The organism is Propioniciclava sp. LT432 (genome assembly GCF_059515965.1).
In genome coordinates this window covers 58,438-76,026 of the sequence record NZ_JCAKNE010000021.1, presented here as the reverse complement: position 1 = coordinate 76,026, position 17,589 = coordinate 58,438, and the positions used below count along the sequence as shown (strand labels likewise).

22 protein-coding genes are annotated in these 17,589 nt (G+C 69.7%); 17 read left to right on the top strand and 5 right to left on the bottom strand.

The window, feature by feature from the left end; translation table 11 throughout:
• Positions 1-42: 42 nt before the first annotated feature.
• Entirely contained in the window at positions 43-537 is a 495-nt protein-coding gene (locus tag AC5YDV_RS13085) for a flavin reductase (protein ID WP_496183684.1), read from the top strand.
• Here AC5YDV_RS13085 and AC5YDV_RS13080 read toward each other — a convergent pair.
• Positions 522-1,394 (bottom strand): SDR family NAD(P)-dependent oxidoreductase, encoded by an 873-nt coding sequence (locus AC5YDV_RS13080; RefSeq protein ID WP_496183683.1) that lies wholly within the window; start codon positions 1,392-1,394, stop codon positions 522-524. The two genes, AC5YDV_RS13085 and AC5YDV_RS13080, sit on opposite strands and share 16 nt — an antisense overlap.
• A 27-nt stretch (positions 1,395-1,421) precedes the next feature.
• On the opposite strand from AC5YDV_RS13080, the gene gltX reads away from it, so the two are divergent.
• From gltX to AC5YDV_RS13065, 3 genes are read left to right on the top strand one after another with little or no spacing between them, the layout of a single operon-like run.
• Positions 1,422-2,888: a glutamate--tRNA ligase gene (gltX, locus tag AC5YDV_RS13075; RefSeq protein ID WP_496183682.1), complete on the top strand. Its 1,467-nt coding sequence runs from the start codon at positions 1,422-1,424 to the stop codon at positions 2,886-2,888.
• On the top strand, positions 2,885-3,640 hold the full coding sequence (locus AC5YDV_RS13070; RefSeq protein ID WP_496183681.1) for an SDR family NAD(P)-dependent oxidoreductase: 756 nt from the start codon (positions 2,885-2,887) through the stop codon (positions 3,638-3,640). The genes gltX and AC5YDV_RS13070 overlap by 4 nt, the downstream gene beginning before the upstream one ends.
• Before the next feature lie 36 nt (positions 3,641-3,676).
• Positions 3,677-4,609: a ferredoxin family protein gene (locus tag AC5YDV_RS13065; RefSeq protein WP_496183680.1), complete on the top strand. Its 933-nt coding sequence runs from the start codon at positions 3,677-3,679 to the stop codon at positions 4,607-4,609.
• An 84-nt stretch (positions 4,610-4,693) separates the two neighbouring features.
• Here AC5YDV_RS13065 and meaB read toward each other — a convergent pair whose 3' ends face one another.
• From meaB to serC, 4 genes are all read right to left on the bottom strand, one after another.
• Positions 4,694-5,701, bottom strand: coding sequence for a methylmalonyl Co-A mutase-associated GTPase MeaB (gene meaB, locus AC5YDV_RS13060; protein WP_496183679.1), 1,008 nt, complete (start codon positions 5,699-5,701; stop codon positions 4,694-4,696).
• Positions 5,701-7,890 (bottom strand): methylmalonyl-CoA mutase, encoded by a 2,190-nt coding sequence (gene scpA / locus AC5YDV_RS13055; RefSeq protein WP_496183678.1) that lies wholly within the window; start codon positions 7,888-7,890, stop codon positions 5,701-5,703. The genes meaB and scpA overlap by 1 nt, the downstream gene beginning before the upstream one ends.
• Positions 7,887-9,764, bottom strand: coding sequence for a methylmalonyl-CoA mutase small subunit (gene mutA, locus AC5YDV_RS13050; RefSeq protein ID WP_496183677.1), 1,878 nt, complete (start codon positions 9,762-9,764; stop codon positions 7,887-7,889). The genes scpA and mutA overlap by 4 nt, the downstream gene beginning before the upstream one ends.
• Before the next feature lie 135 nt (positions 9,765-9,899).
• A complete protein-coding gene (serC, locus tag AC5YDV_RS13045; protein WP_496183676.1) occupies positions 9,900-10,979 on the bottom strand; it encodes a 3-phosphoserine/phosphohydroxythreonine transaminase in 1,080 nt (359 codons plus the stop codon).
• Between the two features lie 348 nt (positions 10,980-11,327).
• On the opposite strand from serC, the gene rpsJ reads away from it, so the two are divergent.
• The 13 genes from rpsJ to rplX all read left to right on the top strand — a co-directional run bounded on the left by rpsJ (position 11,328) and on the right by rplX (position 17,588).
• On the top strand, positions 11,328-11,639 hold the full coding sequence (rpsJ, locus tag AC5YDV_RS13040) for a 30S ribosomal protein S10 (RefSeq protein ID WP_129459144.1): 312 nt from the start codon (positions 11,328-11,330) through the stop codon (positions 11,637-11,639).
• 11 nt (positions 11,640-11,650) lie between these two features.
• A complete protein-coding gene (gene rplC, locus AC5YDV_RS13035) occupies positions 11,651-12,304 on the top strand; it encodes a 50S ribosomal protein L3 (RefSeq protein WP_496183675.1) in 654 nt (217 codons plus the stop codon).
• A 2-nt stretch (positions 12,305-12,306) separates the two neighbouring features.
• On the top strand, positions 12,307-13,002 hold the full coding sequence (gene rplD / locus AC5YDV_RS13030) for a 50S ribosomal protein L4 (protein ID WP_496183674.1): 696 nt from the start codon (positions 12,307-12,309) through the stop codon (positions 13,000-13,002).
• Complete coding sequence (gene rplW, locus AC5YDV_RS13025; RefSeq protein ID WP_496183673.1) at positions 12,999-13,304, top strand: 50S ribosomal protein L23; 306 nt, start codon at positions 12,999-13,001, stop codon at positions 13,302-13,304. Before rplD ends, rplW begins: the two co-directional genes overlap by 4 nt.
• A gap of 22 nt (positions 13,305-13,326) precedes the next feature.
• Positions 13,327-14,163, top strand: a complete 837-nt coding sequence (gene rplB / locus AC5YDV_RS13020; RefSeq protein WP_496183672.1) for a 50S ribosomal protein L2 — start codon at positions 13,327-13,329, stop codon at positions 14,161-14,163.
• Positions 14,164-14,180: 17 nt separating this feature from the next.
• The gene (gene rpsS / locus AC5YDV_RS13015) at positions 14,181-14,462 is read left to right on the top strand and encodes a 30S ribosomal protein S19 (RefSeq protein ID WP_496183671.1); all 282 of its coding nucleotides are present in this window, start codon (positions 14,181-14,183) and stop codon (positions 14,460-14,462) included.
• 23 nt (positions 14,463-14,485) lie between these two features.
• A complete protein-coding gene (gene rplV, locus AC5YDV_RS13010) occupies positions 14,486-14,887 on the top strand; it encodes a 50S ribosomal protein L22 (protein WP_496183670.1) in 402 nt (133 codons plus the stop codon).
• A gap of 2 nt (positions 14,888-14,889) precedes the next feature.
• Entirely contained in the window at positions 14,890-15,702 is an 813-nt protein-coding gene (rpsC, locus tag AC5YDV_RS13005) for a 30S ribosomal protein S3 (RefSeq protein WP_496183669.1), read from the top strand.
• 2 nt (positions 15,703-15,704) lie between these two features.
• Positions 15,705-16,124 carry a 50S ribosomal protein L16 gene (rplP, locus tag AC5YDV_RS13000; RefSeq protein WP_496183668.1) on the top strand — a complete coding sequence of 140 codons (420 nt, stop codon included), beginning with the start codon at positions 15,705-15,707 and terminating at the stop codon, positions 16,122-16,124.
• On the top strand, positions 16,124-16,354 hold the full coding sequence (gene rpmC / locus AC5YDV_RS12995) for a 50S ribosomal protein L29 (RefSeq protein ID WP_496183667.1): 231 nt from the start codon (positions 16,124-16,126) through the stop codon (positions 16,352-16,354). Before rplP ends, rpmC begins: the two co-directional genes overlap by 1 nt.
• Before the next feature lie 12 nt (positions 16,355-16,366).
• On the top strand, positions 16,367-16,633 hold the full coding sequence (gene rpsQ, locus AC5YDV_RS12990; RefSeq protein ID WP_496183666.1) for a 30S ribosomal protein S17: 267 nt from the start codon (positions 16,367-16,369) through the stop codon (positions 16,631-16,633).
• A gap of 216 nt (positions 16,634-16,849) precedes the next feature.
• On the top strand, positions 16,850-17,218 hold the full coding sequence (gene rplN, locus AC5YDV_RS12985; protein WP_496183665.1) for a 50S ribosomal protein L14: 369 nt from the start codon (positions 16,850-16,852) through the stop codon (positions 17,216-17,218).
• Between the two features lies 1 nt (position 17,219).
• Positions 17,220-17,588 (top strand): 50S ribosomal protein L24, encoded by a 369-nt coding sequence (gene rplX, locus AC5YDV_RS12980; protein ID WP_496183664.1) that lies wholly within the window; start codon positions 17,220-17,222, stop codon positions 17,586-17,588.
• The last annotated feature ends 1 nt before the right edge of the window (position 17,589 follow it).

Sequence of the window (17,589 nt, the reverse complement as noted above, 5' to 3'; positions counted from 1 at the left end):
CCCCCTGATGTCGTCTTCGGACCCAAGACCTAAGGTGGGAGGGTGACCATCCATTCCGAGCACCCGTTCGCCACGCCGCCCGAGCAGCGCGACGCCGCACGACGCCTGCGAGGGCGGCTCTCCCCGACCGTCACGCTCTGGCTCACCGGTGCCGGAGCCGGACGCGCGGGCCTCACCGTCTCCTCCATGCTCGTCGCCCTGGGCGAGCCCGCCCGTGTGATCGGGCTGGTCGACCCGGATTCCGACTTCGCCCACGCGCTGGACGAGACCTTCACCGTCGTGCTCCTCGAGCCCGGAGAGCAGGGTCTGGCCGACGCCTTCGCCGGGCTCGCACCGGCGCCCGGGGGGCTCTTCCGGGAAGGCTTCGAGGACACCGACTGGGGGCCCATCATGCCCGGCCACTCGTGGGCCGGCGTCCGTGTTGAGTCGACCCGCGGCATCGGCTGGTCGCGTGAGGTCGTCGGCGCGATCGAGCACGTGCGCCTTGGTGAGGGCCGGCCGCTCGTGCACGAGCGCGGCCGTTACCGCCAGTCCTGAGGGACGCCTGCCAGGGCGCACAGGGCGTGCCACCAGGCCTCCCTGACGGACGCCTCGCGCGCCGGGCGGGGCACTGTGGCAGGGCCGGGGGAACCAGCCAGACCCCGGCGGGGGCCGATGTAGCCCGTGTCGCGGTCGAACGTCGCGCCCAGGGCCGCCGCCACCAGGGGCTGCGCTCCGTCCGCCGCGTCCTGCCCGATCCGCAGGGCGCGCCCGACGGGGGCCAGCACCTGCATGGGACCCGCGGACCCGAAGAACGGGGTCGTCGCCCAGCCCGGGTGGGCGGGGGTCGCGGCGATGCCGGTGCGTCCGGGCAGTTCGAGGCCGAACATGATGCAGGCGAGCTTGCTGCGGGCATAGGCCGGGCCGCGGGCCCAGCGCCTTCTCAGTTCCAGGTCACGCGGCGTGCCGTCCGCCGCCAGTGCTGCGACCGAACCGACGGTCACCACGCGACCGGACGCGGCGCGCAGGGCCGTCCGCAACCCATGGGCCAGGCGGATGTGCCCCAGGATGTTGGTGGCCAGCGTCAACTCGTGGCCGTCGACGCTGTCCGTCCGGCGCAGTGGGGCGGCGATTCCGGCGTTGAGCACCAGGATGTCGAGCCCACGGCTGCCCCAGCGTTCGACCAGCCCCTCCACGGACGCGAACGAGGACGTGTCCAGCACCTCGGGGCGGCCGCCAACGGCGTCCGCGGCGTCCGTTGCGCGGGCGAGCGTGCGGGACGTGAGCACCACGGTCGCTCCGGCCGCGGCCAGGGCTCGGGCGGTCTCCAGCCCGATGCCACTGGACCCCCCGGTCACCAGGGCGGTGCGCCCCGTCAGGTCGGGGACGGTGTACGGCGCGAGTCGGGAGGTCACGGCCGAAACGATAGTCTGGACCGCACCATGACTGATGCCGCTCTCCAGCCCGCGCGCCTGCGCGTGGCGCCGTCCCCGACCGGTGACCCGCATGTCGGGACGGCCTACATGTCGCTGTTCAACTTGGCGTGGGCCCGCAAGACGGGGGGACAGTTCGTCCTCCGCATCGAGGACACCGACAACGCCCGCTACATCGCCGAGTCTGAGCAGCAGATCTTCGACACGCTTCGCTGGCTCGACCTCGTCTGGGACGAGGGCCCCGACGTCGGCGGCCCGTACGCCCCGTACCGGCAGTCCGAGCGCCTCGACACCTACCGGCCCTACGTCGACCAGCTGATCGATTCCGGGCACGCCTACCACTGCTGGTGCTCCTCGGATCGACTGGCCGCGATGCGGGCCGAGCAGCAGGCGTCCAAGCAGGCCGTCACGGGGTACGACCGCCTCTGCCTCGGATTGACCCGCGAGGAGCGGGCGGCCCTGCCCGGCTTCAGCGAGACGCCGGTCGTCCGCATGCTCATCCCCGACGACGTGGAAACCACTTTCGAGGACCTCATCCGGGGTCCGGTGGCCGCGCCCGTGCCGGACGACCAGGTGATCCTCAAGACGGACGGCTTCCCGACCTACCACTTGGCCGTCGTGGTCGACGACCACCTCATGAACATCACCCACGTCGTCCGGGGGGAGGAGTGGATCAGCTCCACGCCCAAGCACGTGCTGCTGTACCAGTGGCTCGGCTGGGACGTCCCGGCGTTCGCCCACATGCCGTTGCTGCGCAACACCGACAAGAGCAAGATCTCCAAGCGCAAGAACCCGGCCGCGCGGCTGATGTGGTTCCGGGAACAGGGCTACCTGCCCGAGGCGCTGGTGAACTTCCTGCAGCTGCTCGGGTACGCCGGCGACGACGAGGGGGAGGTCCAGTCGTTCGAGGACTTCGTGGCGGCCTTCGACTGGGCCAAGGTCAACACGGTGGGCCCGGTCTTCGACCTCGACAAGCTCAACTGGCTGAACGGGCACTACATCCGTTCCTTGTCCTCGGACGACCTGGCCGACCGGATCGTCGAGCACCTCCGCTTCACCGGCACCGAGGTGTCGGACGCCGACGCGGCGACCCTGCGCGCGGCCACCCCGCTGATCCAGGAGCGCCTCGTCCTGCTGGGCGAGGCGCTGGAGAAGGTGCAGTTCCTCCTCACGCCCGACGACGAGCTCGAACTCGACGCCGACTCGGTGGACAGGCTGCCCGACAACGCGGCGGGCATCCTCGACGCCTCTCTGGCCGTCTTGGAGGGGCTTCCGACGTGGGACGCCGAGGCCATCCAGGCCGCCCTGCGTGCGCGCCTCGTGGACGACCTGGGCATCAAGGCCAAGTTCGCGTTCGGCCCGGCGCGCGTCGGCATCACCGGCTCGCGCGTGTCGCCGCCGCTGTTCGAGTCGATGGAGATCCTGGGCCGCGACTCCTCGCTGACCCGCCTGCGGGCGCTGCGCGCCGTCCTGTGAGCCGGGGAGCCGGCGACGTCGTCGTCATCTTCGGTGGCCGCTCCGAGATCGGGGTGGCCATCGCCGAGCGGCTCGCGCCCAGCGCGTCCGTCGTGGTGTTGGCCGTCCGGCCGCAGTCGGACGCCGCGGGTGCGGTGGAGCAGGTGCGCGCCGCCGGGGCTCCCCGGGTCGAGGTCGTGGACTTCGAGGCCGACGACACCAGCCGGCACCGCGCCGTCGTCGCGGACATCGAGGCCCGTTTCGGTGAGATCGACACCGCGGTGCTCGCCTTCGGGGTCCTGGGCGACCAGGGCGTGGCGGAGCACGACGAGACCGAGGTCACCCGCATCCTGCACACCGACTTCGTCGCCCAAGCGGCGCTCCTCACTGTGCTCGCCGATGTGCTGCGTCCCCGTCATCGCGGTCGCATCGTCGCGTTCAGCTCGGTCGCCGGCGTGCGCGTCCGGCGGGCGAATTACGTCTACGGCTCGGCGAAGGCGGGGCTGGACGGCTTCGCGTCCGGTCTCGCCGACGCTCTCCACGGTTCCGGCGTCGACCTGGTCATCGCGCGCCCGGGGTTCGTCATCGGCCGGATGACCCACGGCATGGACCCGGCCCCGTTCAGCTCCACGCCCGCCCAGGTCGCGGACGCCGTGGTCGAGCGCCTCGCCAAGGGAGGATCCCCGGTCCTCTGGATTCCGTGGCAGCTGCGTGCTCTGTTCTCCGTGGCGCCCTTCGTGCCACGGCCGGTGTGGCGGCGCATGCCGCGGTGACCGGCCGGCCCTGAGGCCAACGAGTAGGTTGGGTCCATGGACCAGCCGACCAAGGACACGCGTGCCTGCTCCTCGCTCTGGGACTCCCTGCCCGCTTGGGGGAGCGCCACTCGCGCGAGTTTCTGGGTGGCTGTCGAGCAGGCCGGCCCCTGGGGGCGGGACGCGCTGACGCAGTCCCACCTGGACCCGCGGCTGGGGGCGCGCCTCGCCGAGGCCTCGGCCGGTGCGGGGGGCCGGGTCCTGCTCATCCGCACCCCGGGGGCGCACCGCGACCGCAGCGGCGTGGCGACGCGCCAGGTCTTCGTGGCCGGCGCCCTGGCCGGACGGCCGTGGTTGCTGTCGGGCAGGATCGACGACCCGGCTCTCCTCGAGGCACTGCCGTGGCACGAGCTGTCCGCCGGCGGTGCGGACGCCGCGCTCGAGGCCTGCCCGTGGCTGCGGCCCGCCGAGGCCCCCGTGCTGTTGGTCTGCGCGAACTCCAAGCGCGACGTCTGCTGCGCGCTCAAGGGGCGTCCGGTCGCCCACGCGGTCGCGGGCCGGCGCCCCGGCCAGGTCTGGGAGTGCTCCCACACTGGCGGGCACCGCTTCGCGCCGACCGGGATCATCCTTCCGCTGGGGCAGATGCTGGCCCGGTTGACCCCCGAGCTGGGCGTGCACGTGCTGGACGCCGCGGCGTCCGGCCAGTTGGCGATCGGAACGCTCGACGAGCGCCACGACCGTGGCATCACCCACCTCTCGCCACCGGAGCAGGCGGCTGCGTCGTGGGTCCGCGCCCACGAGGGCGTCGTCGACCCGGCGGCCCTGACGGTGATGGGTGGGGGCGACAGCGTCACCGTCCAACACGTCGACGGCCGGACGTGGGAACTCGTGCCCGAGCAGGCCGTGGGGGAGGAGGTCCCCGATTCCTGCGGCAAGGCGCCCAAGCCGTCGGTGACGTGGACGGTCAGGTCTGTGGCGGCCGCTGGGTGAGGTTCAGCGACCTGTACGAGTGATGCAGGTGTGCATCACTCGTACAGTCCTGGGAGAGAGTGCTCCGGGTCCGAAGCGAAGCCCCTAGAGCTGCCAGCCGGATTCGGCCAAGTCGTGGGTGAAGGCGTCCAGGATCTCCTGGCTGGCCTCCAGGGCCGAGAGTTCGCCGGCCCCCACCCTCTGTTCCAACCCCTTCCGGATCCTCTTGACGGACGCGCTGCGCAGCAGCGCCGTGGAGAGCTCGTCGCGGACCAGCGCCCACATCCACTCCTGCTGCTGGGCGGCCCGGCGTTCGTCGAGGTGGCCCTCCGATGCCAGGCGGGCCCGGTGGTCGAGCACCGCCTGCCAGACCTCGTCCAGGCCGTCGCCGGTGTAGGACGACGACGTGAGCACCGGCGTCCGGCGCTCGCCCTCGGGCTTGATCAGCCGCATGGCAATGGTGAGCTCCCGCGCGGCGACCCGGGCCTCGGTGAGCCCGTCACCGTCGGCCTTGTTGACGGTGATGACGTCGGCCATCTCCAGGATGCCGCGCTTGATGCCCTGCAGTTGGTCGCCCGTGCGCGCGATCATCAGGAGCAGGAAGGTGTCGACCATCCCGGCGACGGCCACCTCGGACTGCCCGACGCCGACCGTCTCCACGATGATCGTGTCGAAGCCGGCCGCCTCCATGATGAGCATGCCCTCGCGGGTGGCTCGGGCGACGCCGCCGAGGTGGTTTCCGGAGGGGGAGGGCCGGATGAACGCGTTGTCCGTGACGGCCAGGTCGGCCATGCGCGTCCGGTCGCCGAGCACCGACCCGCCCGACCGGGACGACGACGGGTCGACGGCCAGGACGGCCACCTTGTGGCCGCGCTCGATGAGCCGGGTGCCCATCGCGTTGATGAAGGTCGACTTGCCGGCCCCGGGCACCCCCGAGACGCCGACGCGGACGGCGTCGCCCGTGTGGGGACGGAGGAGGGCCAGGAGCTCACGGGCTCGCGCGCGGTGGTCGGGCCTGCTCGACTCCACCAGCGTCAGCGCACGGGCCACGTGAGCACGAGACCCGGCGACAACCTGGTCTGCCAGGGCCGCCGGGTCCAGTGCTTGCCGCATTACTGGGTCTCCTCCAGACGCTTGATGAGGATCTCGAGCAGCTCCTGCGCGGACTCCGGGATCTTCGTGCCGGGCGGGTAGATCGCATCCGCACCGTGCTCACGAAGCTCGTCGAAGTCCTGGCTGGGGATGACGCCACCGACGATGATCATCAGGTCGTCACGTCCGAGCTTGTCGAGCTCGGCCCGCAGGGCCGGGACGAGGGTGAGGTGGCCGGCCGCCAGCGAGCTCACGCCCACCACGTGCACGTCCGCCTCGACCGCCTGGCGGGCGACCTCCTCCGGCGTCTGGAACAGCGGGCCCACGTCCACGTCGAAGCCGAGGTCGGCGTACGCCGTCGAGATCACCTTCTGGCCGCGGTCGTGCCCGTCCTGGCCCATCTTGGCGACCAGGATGCGCGGACGGCGTCCCTCCAGCTCCTCGAACTTCTCCACCAGCGCCTTGGTGGCCTCGGTTGCGACCGTCGCGCCCGACTCCTTGTTGTACACCCCGCTGATCGTACGGATCTGCGCGGTGTAGCGCCCGAACTCCGACTCCAGGGCGTCCGAGATCTCGCCGAGGGACGCCATCGCACGCGCGGCGTCGATGGCGAGCTTGAGCAGGTTGCGCTCGGGGTCGGTCGGGTCGGGGTTGCCCGCGGCCCAGGTCAGCTTCCGCAGTGCCTCCTGCGTGACCGCCTCGTCGCGCGTCTCACGGAGCTTCGCGAGCTTGGCGACCTGCTCGGCGCGCACCTGGGCGTTGTCGACCTTCAGGACCTCGATGCCCTCCTCCTCGTCCAGCGTGTACTTGTTCACGCCGATGACGGGCTGGCGGCCGGAGTCGATGCGGGCCTGGGTGCGGGCTGCCGCCTCCTCGATGCGCATCTTCGGGATGCCGGCCTCGATGGCCTTGGCCATGCCGCCGGCCTGCTCGACCTCCTGGATCAGTGCCCACGCCTTCGCGGCCAGGTCGGCCGTCAGGCGCTCCACGTAGGCCGAGCCACCCCACGGGTCGATCGGGCGCACGGTGCCCGACTCCTGCTGGATGAACAGCTGGGTGTTGCGGGCGATGCGGGCGGAGAAGTCGGTCGGCAGGGCGATGGCCTCGTCCAGCGCGTTCGTGTGCAGCGACTGCGTGTGGCCCTGCGTGGCGGCCATGGCCTCCAGCGCGGTGCGGGTCACGTTGTTGAACACGTCCTGGGCGGTGAGGGACCAGCCCGACGTCTGGCTGTGCGTGCGCAGCGACATCGACTTGGGGTTCTTCGCGCCGGCGTCCTTCACCAGCCGGGCCCAGAGCATGCGCGCGGCACGCATCTTGGCCACCTCGGTGAAGAAGTTCATGCCGATGGCCCAGAAGAACGACAGTCGTGGAGCGAACTGGTCGACCTCCAGGCCCACCTCCTGGCCCGCACGGATGTACTCGATGCCGTCGGCCAGCGTGTAGGCCATCTCGATGTCGGCCGTCGCGCCCGCCTCCTGCATGTGGTAGCCGGAGATCGAGATCGAGTTGAACTTCGGCATGTTCGCGGAGGTGAACGCGAAGATGTCGGAGATGATCCGCATCGACGGCGTCGGCGGGTAGATGTAGGTGTTGCGGACCATGAACTCCTTGAGGATGTCGTTCTGGATGGTCCCCGCGAGCTGCTCGGGCTTGACGCCCTGCTCCTCGGCGGCGACCACGTAGAACGCCAGGATCGGCAGCACCGCGCCGTTCATGGTCATGGACACCGACATCTGGTCCAGCGGGATGCCCTCGAACAACTGGCGCATGTCGAGGATCGAGTCCACGGCGACGCCCGCCATGCCCACGTCGCCGGCCACGCGCGGGTGGTCGGAGTCGTAGCCGCGGTGGGTCGCCAGGTCGAACGCGATCGAGAGGCCCTTCTGGCCGGCGGCCAGGTTGCGGCGGTAGAACGCGTTGGACTCGGCGGCGGTGGAGAAGCCGGCGTACTGCCGGATCGTCCACGGCCGGTTCACGTACATCGTCGAGTACGGGCCACGCAGGAACGGCGGGATGCCGGGGCGGGTGTCCAGGAAGTCCAGGCCCGCCAGGTCGGCCTCGCCGAGCAACGGCTTGACGCCGATCAGCTCGGGGGTCTCCCAGACGGCGTCGGACGCCCCGGCCGCGGCCAGCGCGTCCGCGTACGCCTGGGCGGCGGACTCGGACGGCCGGCCGTCGCCGAGGTCGACGGAATCGAAGCGGGGGATCATCGGGCCACTCCCAGGGTCTCGAAGACGGATTCAAGGAACTTCACGACGTCCATGCCCATCGCGAGGGTGCCGTCGAACAGGCCCTCGGGAACCTCCCCGGCCTCCTTCAGCTGTCCGGCCAGGTAGACCTTCTGCACGCCGGCGTCCTTCAACGCCCGTGCGACAGCCACGGCCTGCTCGGCGTAGACCTTCGCGGAGCTGGCGAGCACGGCCACCTTCTGGCCCTGCTCGGACGCCTTGCCGGCGATCTCCTCGGGCGTGCCGCCGTGGCTCTGGGTGGCGTCGATGCCGCCGACCAGGAGCACGTTGGAGGCGAAGCCCTGCCGTGCACCGAAGTCGCGCTGGGCGCCCAGGCAGGCGAGCAGCACGTCGGGGGCCGACCCGGTGGACGCCTCGTGGGCCCAGGCGCGGTCGCGGAGCCCCTCGAAGACCTCCGCGTCACGGATCTGCTTCAGACCTCCGTACTCGGGGGCCTCGGGGCGGGGCTTGGCCTCGTAGGGCTTCTCGCCGGCCAGCGGAAACATGCTCACGCCGGTCAGCTCGATCGTGCGGTGGGCCAGTTGGGTGGCGCGCTCGGCGTTCACGGCGTCGATGCGACGGGCGACCTCACCGGACGCCAGCGCCGCGGCCATGCCGCCGGCCGCCTCGATCTCCTGGACCTGCGCCCAGGCGGCCTTGGCGAGGTCGTCGGTGAGGGCCTCGACGTACCACGAGCCTCCCGCCGGATCCTGCACGCGGCCCAGGTGGCTCTCCTCAGCGGCGATGACCTGGATGTTGCGGGCGATGCGTCGCGAGAACGGCGTCGGCAACCCGGCGGCGTGGTCGAACGGGTACACGGTGATGGCGTCCGCCCCGCCCGCGGCGGCGCCGAACGTGGCGATCGTCGTGCGGAGCAGGTTCACATGGGGGTCGACCTTGGCCATCATCCGCGGGCTGGTGACCGCGTGGATGCCCGCGCCGCGGCGGGACTCCGGGACGCCGCACTCCTGCGTCACGCGCGCCCACAGGCGACGCATGGCACGCAGCTTGGCGATGGTGGCGAACTGGTCGGCGGTGGCGGCCATCCGGAACTCGAGCTGGGCGACGGCCTGCGTCGGGGGAACCCCGGCTGCGTCCAGAGCCCGCAGGTACTCGATGCCGGTCGCGACGGCGAAGGCCAACTCCTGGACATCCGTGGCGCCGGCGTTGTGGTGGACCATCACCGACACGTTGAGCGCCTGCACGAGCGGCAGCTTGTGCTGCGTCTCGGCCACCCAACGGGCCAGCTCGGACAGGTCGGGCTCCTCGCCGGTGAGGGCGGTGTGCGCGAGCGGGTCGATACCGAGGTTGCCCTTGACGCGGGTGAGGTCCTTGCCGGAGCCCCGGATCACGTCGAGGAGCGCCTGGGCGGCGCGCGCCTGGTCGGTGCGGCTGAACACACGCACGGCGGCGAGGTCGACCTCGACGTCGGCGAGCACCGTCGCCAGGGAGTTGAAGCCGACCGCGTCCGGGTCGACGCGGATCCACACGGACGTGGCGCCGCGCTCCAGGTCGTCCAGGATGGCGTGGCGGGTGACGGCCACGTCCGGGTCTTCGTGGTACTGGCGGACGCCCCACGCCACGGCCTCGCCGGTGCGGACGACGGAGCCGCGGGTGAACGGCATCGCGCCCGGGTGGCCCAGCGGGGCGTCGTCGTCCGACGCGGTGTACAGGGGGGCGACGTCGATGCCGTCGAGTGTCGTCGAGGTCAGGCGCTTGAGCCCCTGCTCGACGGTCAGCATCTTGTCTTCGGGACGCCCCCTGTTCAGGACCTTCAGGACTTCTCGCTCCCACTGGGCGTCGGTGGCGGGATCGAAGCCACCGGCCAGCGTGAGCTGATCGGACTCAGCCGACATGCGGACCTACCTCTGTGTTGTCCGCCGACACCCCGGACGGGTGCCGGACAAGGGCAAGTCTATTGCCTGACGAGGGCCTGCGCCTACCGCGTGGACCGTTGCAGCAGGTTTCTCCTACATGGGGTAGGAGGAGTGTCAGCCGCGGGTGCGCTCGAACTCCGCCATGAAGTCGACCAGGGCCCGCACGCCCTCGATCGGCATGGCGTTGTAGAGGGAGGCCCGCATGCCGCCGACCGACCGGTGCCCGGCGAGGTTGGTCAGGCCCGCGGCCTCGGCCTCGGCTACGAAGGGCTTCACCAGGGCGGGGTCGGTGACCAGGAACGGAACGTTCATCCACGAGCGGGCAGGGGGGTCGACGGGGTTGCTGTAGAAGTCGGAGCCGTCGATGGCGGCGTACAGCAACTCCGCCTTGGCGCGGTTGCGCTCGGCCATGCTGGCCAGACCGCCGTGGGCCTTGACCCACTCCAGCACCAGGCCCAGCAGGTACCAGCCGAACACCGGGGGAGTGTTCACCATCGAGTCGGCCCCGGCCTGCGCGGTGAAGTCCCAGACGGTGGGGGTCTCGGGGCGGGGGCGTCCGAGCAGGTCGCGGCGCACGACCACCGTGGTCAGTCCGGACGGACCCATGTTCTTCTGGGCGCCGGCGAAGATGGCTCCGAACCGCGACACGTCCACCGGGCGCGACAGGATGGTCGAACTCATGTCGGCCACCAGCGGGACGTCACCGGCGTCGGGGACGTGGTCGAACTCCACACCGCGGATGGTCTCGTTGGGGGTGTAGTGCAGGTAGGCGGCGTCGGGGCTCACCGTGTAGGAACCCGATGCGGGGACGCGCGTGTACCCGCTGTCCGCCTCGTCCGCCAGCACGCGCACGCCGGCGTACTTGCCCGCCTCCTTGATGGCCTTGGTGCTCCAGTCGCCCGTGTTCAGGAACTCGATGGTCTGGCCCGGGGAACTCAGGTTCAGGGGCAGGGCCGCGAACTGGCCCATCGCCCCGCCCTGGAGGAAGAGGCACGCGTAGTCGTCGCTGATCCCCATGACCTCCCGCAGGGATGCCTCGGCCGCGGCCGCGGCGTCCACGAAGGCCTTGCCCCGGTGCGAGACCTCGAGGACGGACATGCCGGAGCCCTGCCAGTCGAGAAGTTCGGACTGGGCCTGCTCGAGCACCTCGAGCGGCAGCGTTGCAGGACCGGCGGAGAAGTTGAACACGCGCATGGGGCCATCCTCCCACCGCCGTGTGTCGGCCGGGGTGGACGGCGTGGCCCCGAGATTTGCCCCGGACAAGGCCTCCGTCGTAGCATTGCGGGGTTGCTTTGACGCCGGTGGCGGCAAGGCCGTCTTCCGGCGTGTCCGGGCAGGTGGCTCCGCCGGTAAAGCCAACCCGAGCAAGTCTGGCGGTCCTCGCCGGGCCCAACCAAGTTCATCGAAAAGATCAGCTTGTGCGGCCTGAAAGGCGCGACACGCCCGACCGCGGGGGTCGGAGTGACAAGGGGTTTCTCACCCGAGAAGCCCCAAGCGAGGTAGGGGAGTGATGCCCCCGACCACGACCAACGAAGGAAACCCATGGCGGGACAGAAGATCCGGATCCGACTCCGGGCCTATGACCACGAGGTCATCGACACGTCGGCGAAGAAGATCGTCGACACGGTCACGCGTACCGGCGCTCAGGTCGCCGGGCCGGTGCCCCTCCCGACCGAGAAGAACGTGTACTGCGTCATCCGGTCGCCCCACAAGTACAAGGACAGCCGCGAGCACTTCGAGATGCGCACCCACAAGCGGCTCATCGACATCCTCGACCCCACGCCGAAGACGGTTGACTCGCTGATGCGTCTCGACCTTCCGGCCGGTGTGGACATCGAGATCAAGCTTCCGTGAGGTCCGCTGCCATGAACAACAACCGCACTGTCAAGGGCATCCTGGGCTCCAAGCTCGGCATGACCCAGCTCTGGGACGAGAACAACAAGGTCGTCCCCGTCACCGTGATCCAGGCCGGTCCCTGTGTCGTCACCCAGGTCCGCACGCCGGAGAAGGACGGCTACAACGCCGTCCAGCTCGCCTTCGGCGCCGTGAAGCCGAAGAACATCAACAAGCCGGAGACGGGCCACTTCGAGGCCGCCGGCGTCACCCCGCGCAAGCACCTCGTCGAGCTGCGCACCGCTGACGCCTCGGAGTACACCCTCGGCCAGGAGGTCGGCGCCGACGTGTTCGAGGCCGGTCAGGTCATCGACGTCACCGGCGTCTCCAAGGGCAAGGGCACCGCAGGCGTCATGAAGCGCCACGGCTTCCACGGCCTGCGCGCCAGCCACGGTGTGCACCGCAAGCACCGCTCGCCCGGCTCCATCGGTCAGTCCTCGACCCCCTCCCGCGTGTTCCCGGGCATGAAGATGGCCGGCCGCATGGGCGTCGAGAAGGTGACCGTCCAGAACCTCACCATCCACTCGGTTGACGCCGAGCGCGGGCTCATCCTGGTCAAGGGCTCCGTGCCCGGCCCCAAGGGCGCCCTCGTCGTCGTGCGCACCGCAGCCAAGAAGGGAGCCTGAGCATGAGCGAGTCCCTGAGTGTCGCCATCATCGGCACCAAGAAGAAGGCCGAGCTGCCCGCTGAGGTGTTCGGCGTGCAGACCAACGTTCCGCTGATCCACCAGGTCGTGGTGGCCCAGCTCGCGGCCGCTCGCCAGGGCACGCACTCCACCAAGACCCGCGGCGAGGTCCGCGGCGGTGGGGCGAAGCCGTGGCGCCAGAAGGGCACCGGCCGCGCCCGCCAGGGTTCGCGCCGCGCCCCGCAGTGGACCGGCGGTGGCATCGTCCACGGGCCGACGCCCCACGGGTACGCCCAGCGCACCCCCAAGAAGATGGTGGCCGCCGCCCTGCGTGGGGCCCTGTCCGACCGCGCCCGTGACGGCCGCGTCCACGTGATCGACACCCTGGTGACTGGCGAGAAGCCGTCCACCAAGTCGGCGCTGCAGGCGCTGGAGACGGTGTCGGGCAAGCGCGTCCTGGTCGTCCTGTCCCGCGACGAGGAGATCGCGTGGCTGAGCCTCCGCAACGTGGCCAGCGTGCACGTGATCGCCCCCGACCAGCTCAACGCCTACGACGTGGTCGTGGCTGACGACGTGGTGTTCACCACCGCGGCGCTGGACGCGTTCGTCGCCGGGCCTGCCACGGGCAAGTCCGTCAAGGCCGTCGCCGCCTCCTCCGAGGTGGACGCCGTCGAGGTTGCCGAGGAGACCGAGAAGTGAACGTCCTGAAGATCAAGGACCACCGCGACATCCTGCTCGCGCCCGTGGTCAGCGAGAAGAGCTACGGCCTGCTCGACGAGAACAAGTACACGTTCCTCGTCGACCCCAGCGCCAACAAGACCGAGATCAAGATCGCCGTGGAGAAGGTCTTCGGCGTCAAGGTCACCGCGGTCAACACCATCAACCGCCAGGGCAAGAGCCGCCGCCTGCGCTATGGCACGGGCAAGCGGCCCGACACCAAGCGTGCGATCGTCACCGTGGCCGAGGGCCAGCGGATCGACATCTTCGGCCAGGGCAACTGAGGCAGAAGGACTGAGAAGAACAATGGCCATTCGCAAGTACAAGCCCACGACCCCGGGTCGTCGCGGCTCGTCGGTCTCGGACTTCGCCGAGATCACCCGCTCGACCCCTGAGAAGTCGCTCCTGGTCCCCATCAAGAAGACCGGTGGCCGCAACAACCAGGGTCGCATCACCACCCGCCACATCGGTGGTGGCCACAAGCAGGCGTACCGCATCATCGACTTCAAGCGGTACGACAAGGACGGGGTTCCGGCCAAGGTCGCTCACATCGAGTACGACCCGAACCGCACCGCCCGCATCGCGCTGCTGCACTACGTCGACGGCGCGAAGCGCTACATCATCGCCCCCGACGGCCTGAAGCAGGGCGCCATGGTCGAGGCCGGTGAGGGCGCCGACATCAAGCCCGGCAACAACCTGCCGCTGCGCAACATCCCCGTGGGCACCACGGTGCACGCGGTGGAGCTCCGCCCCGGTGGCGGCGCGAAGATGGGCCGTTCGGCCGGCGCGGGCGTCCAGCTGGTCGCCCGTGAGGGTCGCTTCGCCACCCTGCGCCTGCCGTCCGGTGAAATGCGCATGGTCGACGTGCGCTGCCGCGCGACGGTCGGTGAGGTCGGCAACGCCGAGCAGTCGAACATCAACTGGGGCAAGGCCGGTCGCAACCGCTGGAAGGGCATCCGCCCGACCGTCCGCGGTGTCGTCATGAACCCGATCGACCACCCGCACGGTGGTGGCGAGGGCCGTACGTCCGGTGGCCGTCACCCGGTCAGCCCCTGGGGCAAGCCCGAGGGTCGCACCCGCGACAAGAACAAGGCGAGCTCCAAGCTCATCATCCGTCGCCGCAAGTCCGGCAAGAAGCGCTGATCGGGGAGTAGGAAGAAATGCCACGCAGCCTGAAGAAGGGTCCCTTCATCGACGAGCACCTGGCCAAGAAGGTCGATGTGCAGAACGAGAAGGGCACCAAGAACGTCATCAAGACCTGGTCACGCCGCTCCATGATCAGCCCCGACATGATCGGGCACACCATCGCGGTGCACGACGGTCGCAAGCACATCCCGGTCTTCGTCTCCGAGGCCATGGTGGGTCACAAGCTGGGCGAGTTCGCCCCGACGCGCACCTACCGCGGCCACGTCAAGGACGACAAGAAGTCGCGCCGGCGCTGAGTCTGAGAAGAGGAAACCAACACATGAGCAACAACGAGAGCCGGCCCAGCCGCCGCGCTGCGCTGCTCGGGGACCGTCCGGGCTCGTACGCCATCGCGCGTCACGTCCGGATGTCCCCGACCAAGGTCCGTCGTGTCGTGGACGTCGTCCGCGGCATGGACGTCAACGAGGCCCTGGCCGTCCTGCGGTTCGCACCGCAGGCCGCGTCCGAGCCCGTCTACAAGGTGGTGGCCTCCGCCGCCGCCAACGCCGAGAACACCGAGAGCCTGCGACTGGACGACCTGTTCATCTCCCAGGCCTTCGTGGACGAGGGCGTGACGCTCCGCCGCATCCGACCGCGGGCCAAGGGCTCCGCCAGCCGGATCAACAAGCGCGGGTCGCACATCACCGTCGTCGTCGAGCCCAAGGGCACGAAGGGAGCCTGAGCATGGGACAGAAGATCAACCCCTATGGCTTCCGCCTGGGCATCACGACCGACCACAAGACCCGTTGGTACGCCGACAAGAACTACGCCGAGCTGGTCGCCGAGGACGTCAAGATCCGTGAGTGGCTGACGAAGAACCTCGAGCGGGCCGGTGTCAGCAGTATCGAGATCGAGCGTCGCTCCGAGCGCGTCACGATCTTCCTGCAGGCCGCCCGTCCGGGCATCGTCATCGGCCGCAACGGTGCCGAGGCGGAGCGCGTGCGTGCCCAGCTGGAGAAGCTGACCGGCAAGCAGGTGCAGCTGAACATCATCGAGGTCAAGAACCCCGAGACCGATGCGCAGCTCGTCGCCCAGGGCATCGCCGAGCAGCTCGGCGCCCGCGTGGCCTTCCGCCGCGCGATGCGCAAGGCGCAGCAGACCGCGATGCGGTCCGGCGCGCAGGGCATCCGGATCCAGTGCTCCGGCCGTCTCGGCGGCGCCGAGATGAGCCGCTCGGAGTTCTACCGCGAGGGTCGCGTGCCGCTGCACACGCTGCGCGCCGACATCGACTACGGCTTCTACGAGGCCCGCACGACCTTCGGCCGCATCGGCGTGAAGGTCTGGATCTACAAGGGTGATGTCTCCGGGACGCGCGCCGAGCGCGCCGCCCAGAAGGCCGCCCGCGCCGCCGCCGGTGGCGGTCAGCGTCGTCCGGGCCGTGGCCCGCGTCGCGATGACCGTGGCCCCCGGGGCGATCGTCCGGAGCGTGGCGGACGCCGCCGCGCCGAAGCCGCCGCCGAGGCCCCGGCCGAGGCGTCGAACACCGAAGGAGCGTGACCATGCTGATTCCGCGTCGCGTCAAGCACCGCAAGCAGCACCACCCCAAGCGTGACGGCATGGCCAAGGGTGGCACCAAGCTCGCCTTCGGCGAGTACGGCATCCAGGCGCTGGAGTCCTCGTACCTGACCAACCGTCAGATCGAGTCCGCTCGTATCGCCATGACCCGCCACATCAAGCGTGGTGGCAAGGTGTGGATCAACGTCTACCCCGACCGCCCCATGACCAAGCACCCCGCCGAGTCCCGCATGGGTTCCGGCAAGGGTTCGCCGGAGTGGTGGATCGCGAACATCAAGCCGGGCCGTGTGCTCTTCGAGCTGGCCGGCGTGCCGGAGGACGTGGCCCGCGAGGCCATGCGTCTGGCCATCCACAAGCTGCCGTTCAAGGCACGCTTCATCAAGCGGGAAGCAGGTGAGCTCTGATGGCGAAGGCACTTGTCGCCGCAGACCTGCGCGGCCTCAGCCGCGAGGAGCTGAACAAGAAGGTCCTGGAGCTGAAGGAGGAGCTGTTCACGCTCCGCTTCCAGGGTGCGACCGGCCAGCTCGAGTCGCACGGACGCCTTCGTGAGGTCCGCAAGGACATCGCCCGCGTCTACACCGTGCTCCAGGAGCGCAACCTGGGCATCGTCCCCGACCCGGACCTCGAGAAGTAAGGCACCTGATTCATGAGTGAGACTGTTGAGCGCAACGCACGCAAGGTGCGTGAGGGCATCGTCGTCAGCGACAAGATGGACAAGACCATCACCGTCGCCATCGAGCAGCGCGTCAAGCACGCCCTGTACGGCAAGGTCATGACCAAGACGCTGAAGCTGAAGGCGCACGACGAGGAGAACTCGGCGGGCATCGGCGACCGTGTCAAGGTGATGGAGACCCGCCCGCTCTCGGCAACCAAGCGGTGGCGCCTCCTCGAAATTGTGGAGAAGGCGAAGTAATCCCGTAGCATGGGTGAGGTTTGCTTCGGCACGCCTCATCGACTGATGGAGAGGGGGCCCTCAGGGTCCCCTCTCCAGAGCCCGTTCGGAGCCGACGACGAGCTGACACCGGCTTGGAAACCCGACCAGCGAAGACCGTCGGCGGGCCACGTGCGCGTGGCATCCGACATCGTTCCGCAAGGCCCCTCGTGGGAACCGGCGAACAGAGGAGAAGAAATGATTCAGCAGGAATCGCGACTGAAGGTCGCCGACAACACGGGGGCGAAGGAAATCCTTTGCATCCGTGTCCTCGGTGGCTCGAAGCGTCGCTACGCCGGCCTGGGCGACAAGATCGTCGCCACGGTCAAGGACGCCATCCCCGGTGGCAACGTCAAGAAGGGTGATGTGGTCAAGGCCGTCATCGTCCGCACCACCAAGGAGACCCGTCGCCCGGACGGCTCCTACATCAAGTTCGACGAGAACGCCGCCGTCATCCTGAAGAACGACGGCGAGCCCCGTGGGACCCGCATCTTCGGCCCGGTCGGCCGTGAGCTGCGTGACAAGAAGTACATGCGCATCATCTCGCTGGCCCCGGAGGTGATCTGACATGGCGAACTCGCTCCACGTGAAGAAAGGCGACACCGTCAAGGTGATCTCCGGTGACGACAAGGGCGCGATCGGCGAGATCATCGCCGTGTTCCCGAAGGAGAACCGCGTCGTCGTCGAGGGTGTCAACCTCGTCAAGAAGCACACCCCGGCCAACCCCCAGGGCGGCAAGAACGCCGGCGGCATCATCGAGACCGAGGCCCCGATCCACGCCAGCAACGTCCAGCTGGTGATCGGGTCGGGCAAGAAGGCCAAGCTCACGCGCATCGGCTACAAGCGCGTCGAGGTGACCAAGCGTCGTCCCGACGGCACCGAGTACACCACCGAGCGCTCCGTCCGGATCGCCCGCGCCACCGGAGAGGAGATCTGAG

Excerpts from the sequence above, each read along its gene's own strand:
- rplX (WP_496183664.1), top strand. The coding sequence starts at position 17,220 with ATGGCGAACTCGCTCCACGTGAAGAAAGGCGACACCGTCAAGGTGATC.
- rpsC (WP_496183669.1), top strand. The coding sequence starts at position 14,890 with ATGGGACAGAAGATCAACCCCTATGGCTTCCGCCTGGGCATCACGACC.
- rplC (WP_496183675.1), top strand. The coding sequence starts at position 11,651 with ATGAACAACAACCGCACTGTCAAGGGCATCCTGGGCTCCAAGCTCGGC.
- AC5YDV_RS13065 (WP_496183680.1), top strand. The coding sequence starts at position 3,677 with ATGGACCAGCCGACCAAGGACACGCGTGCCTGCTCCTCGCTCTGGGAC.
- rplD (WP_496183674.1), top strand. The coding sequence starts at position 12,307 with ATGAGCGAGTCCCTGAGTGTCGCCATCATCGGCACCAAGAAGAAGGCC.
- rplB (WP_496183672.1), top strand. The coding sequence starts at position 13,327 with ATGGCCATTCGCAAGTACAAGCCCACGACCCCGGGTCGTCGCGGCTCG.
- gltX (WP_496183682.1), top strand. The coding sequence starts at position 1,422 with ATGACTGATGCCGCTCTCCAGCCCGCGCGCCTGCGCGTGGCGCCGTCC.
- rpsS (WP_496183671.1), top strand. The coding sequence starts at position 14,181 with ATGCCACGCAGCCTGAAGAAGGGTCCCTTCATCGACGAGCACCTGGCC.
- rplN (WP_496183665.1), top strand. The coding sequence starts at position 16,850 with ATGATTCAGCAGGAATCGCGACTGAAGGTCGCCGACAACACGGGGGCG.
- rplV (WP_496183670.1), top strand. The coding sequence starts at position 14,486 with ATGAGCAACAACGAGAGCCGGCCCAGCCGCCGCGCTGCGCTGCTCGGG.
- rpsJ (WP_129459144.1), top strand. The coding sequence starts at position 11,328 with ATGGCGGGACAGAAGATCCGGATCCGACTCCGGGCCTATGACCACGAG.
- rpsQ (WP_496183666.1), top strand. The coding sequence starts at position 16,367 with ATGAGTGAGACTGTTGAGCGCAACGCACGCAAGGTGCGTGAGGGCATC.
- serC (WP_496183676.1), bottom strand. The coding sequence starts at position 10,979 with ATGCGCGTGTTCAACTTCTCCGCCGGTCCTGCAACGCTGCCGCTCGAG.
- scpA (WP_496183678.1), bottom strand. The coding sequence starts at position 7,890 with ATGATCCCCCGCTTCGATTCCGTCGACCTCGGCGACGGCCGGCCGTCC.
- rpmC (WP_496183667.1), top strand. The coding sequence starts at position 16,124 with ATGGCGAAGGCACTTGTCGCCGCAGACCTGCGCGGCCTCAGCCGCGAG.
- meaB (WP_496183679.1), bottom strand. The coding sequence starts at position 5,701 with ATGCGGCAAGCACTGGACCCGGCGGCCCTGGCAGACCAGGTTGTCGCC.
- mutA (WP_496183677.1), bottom strand. The coding sequence starts at position 9,764 with ATGTCGGCTGAGTCCGATCAGCTCACGCTGGCCGGTGGCTTCGATCCC.
- rplP (WP_496183668.1), top strand. The coding sequence starts at position 15,705 with ATGCTGATTCCGCGTCGCGTCAAGCACCGCAAGCAGCACCACCCCAAG.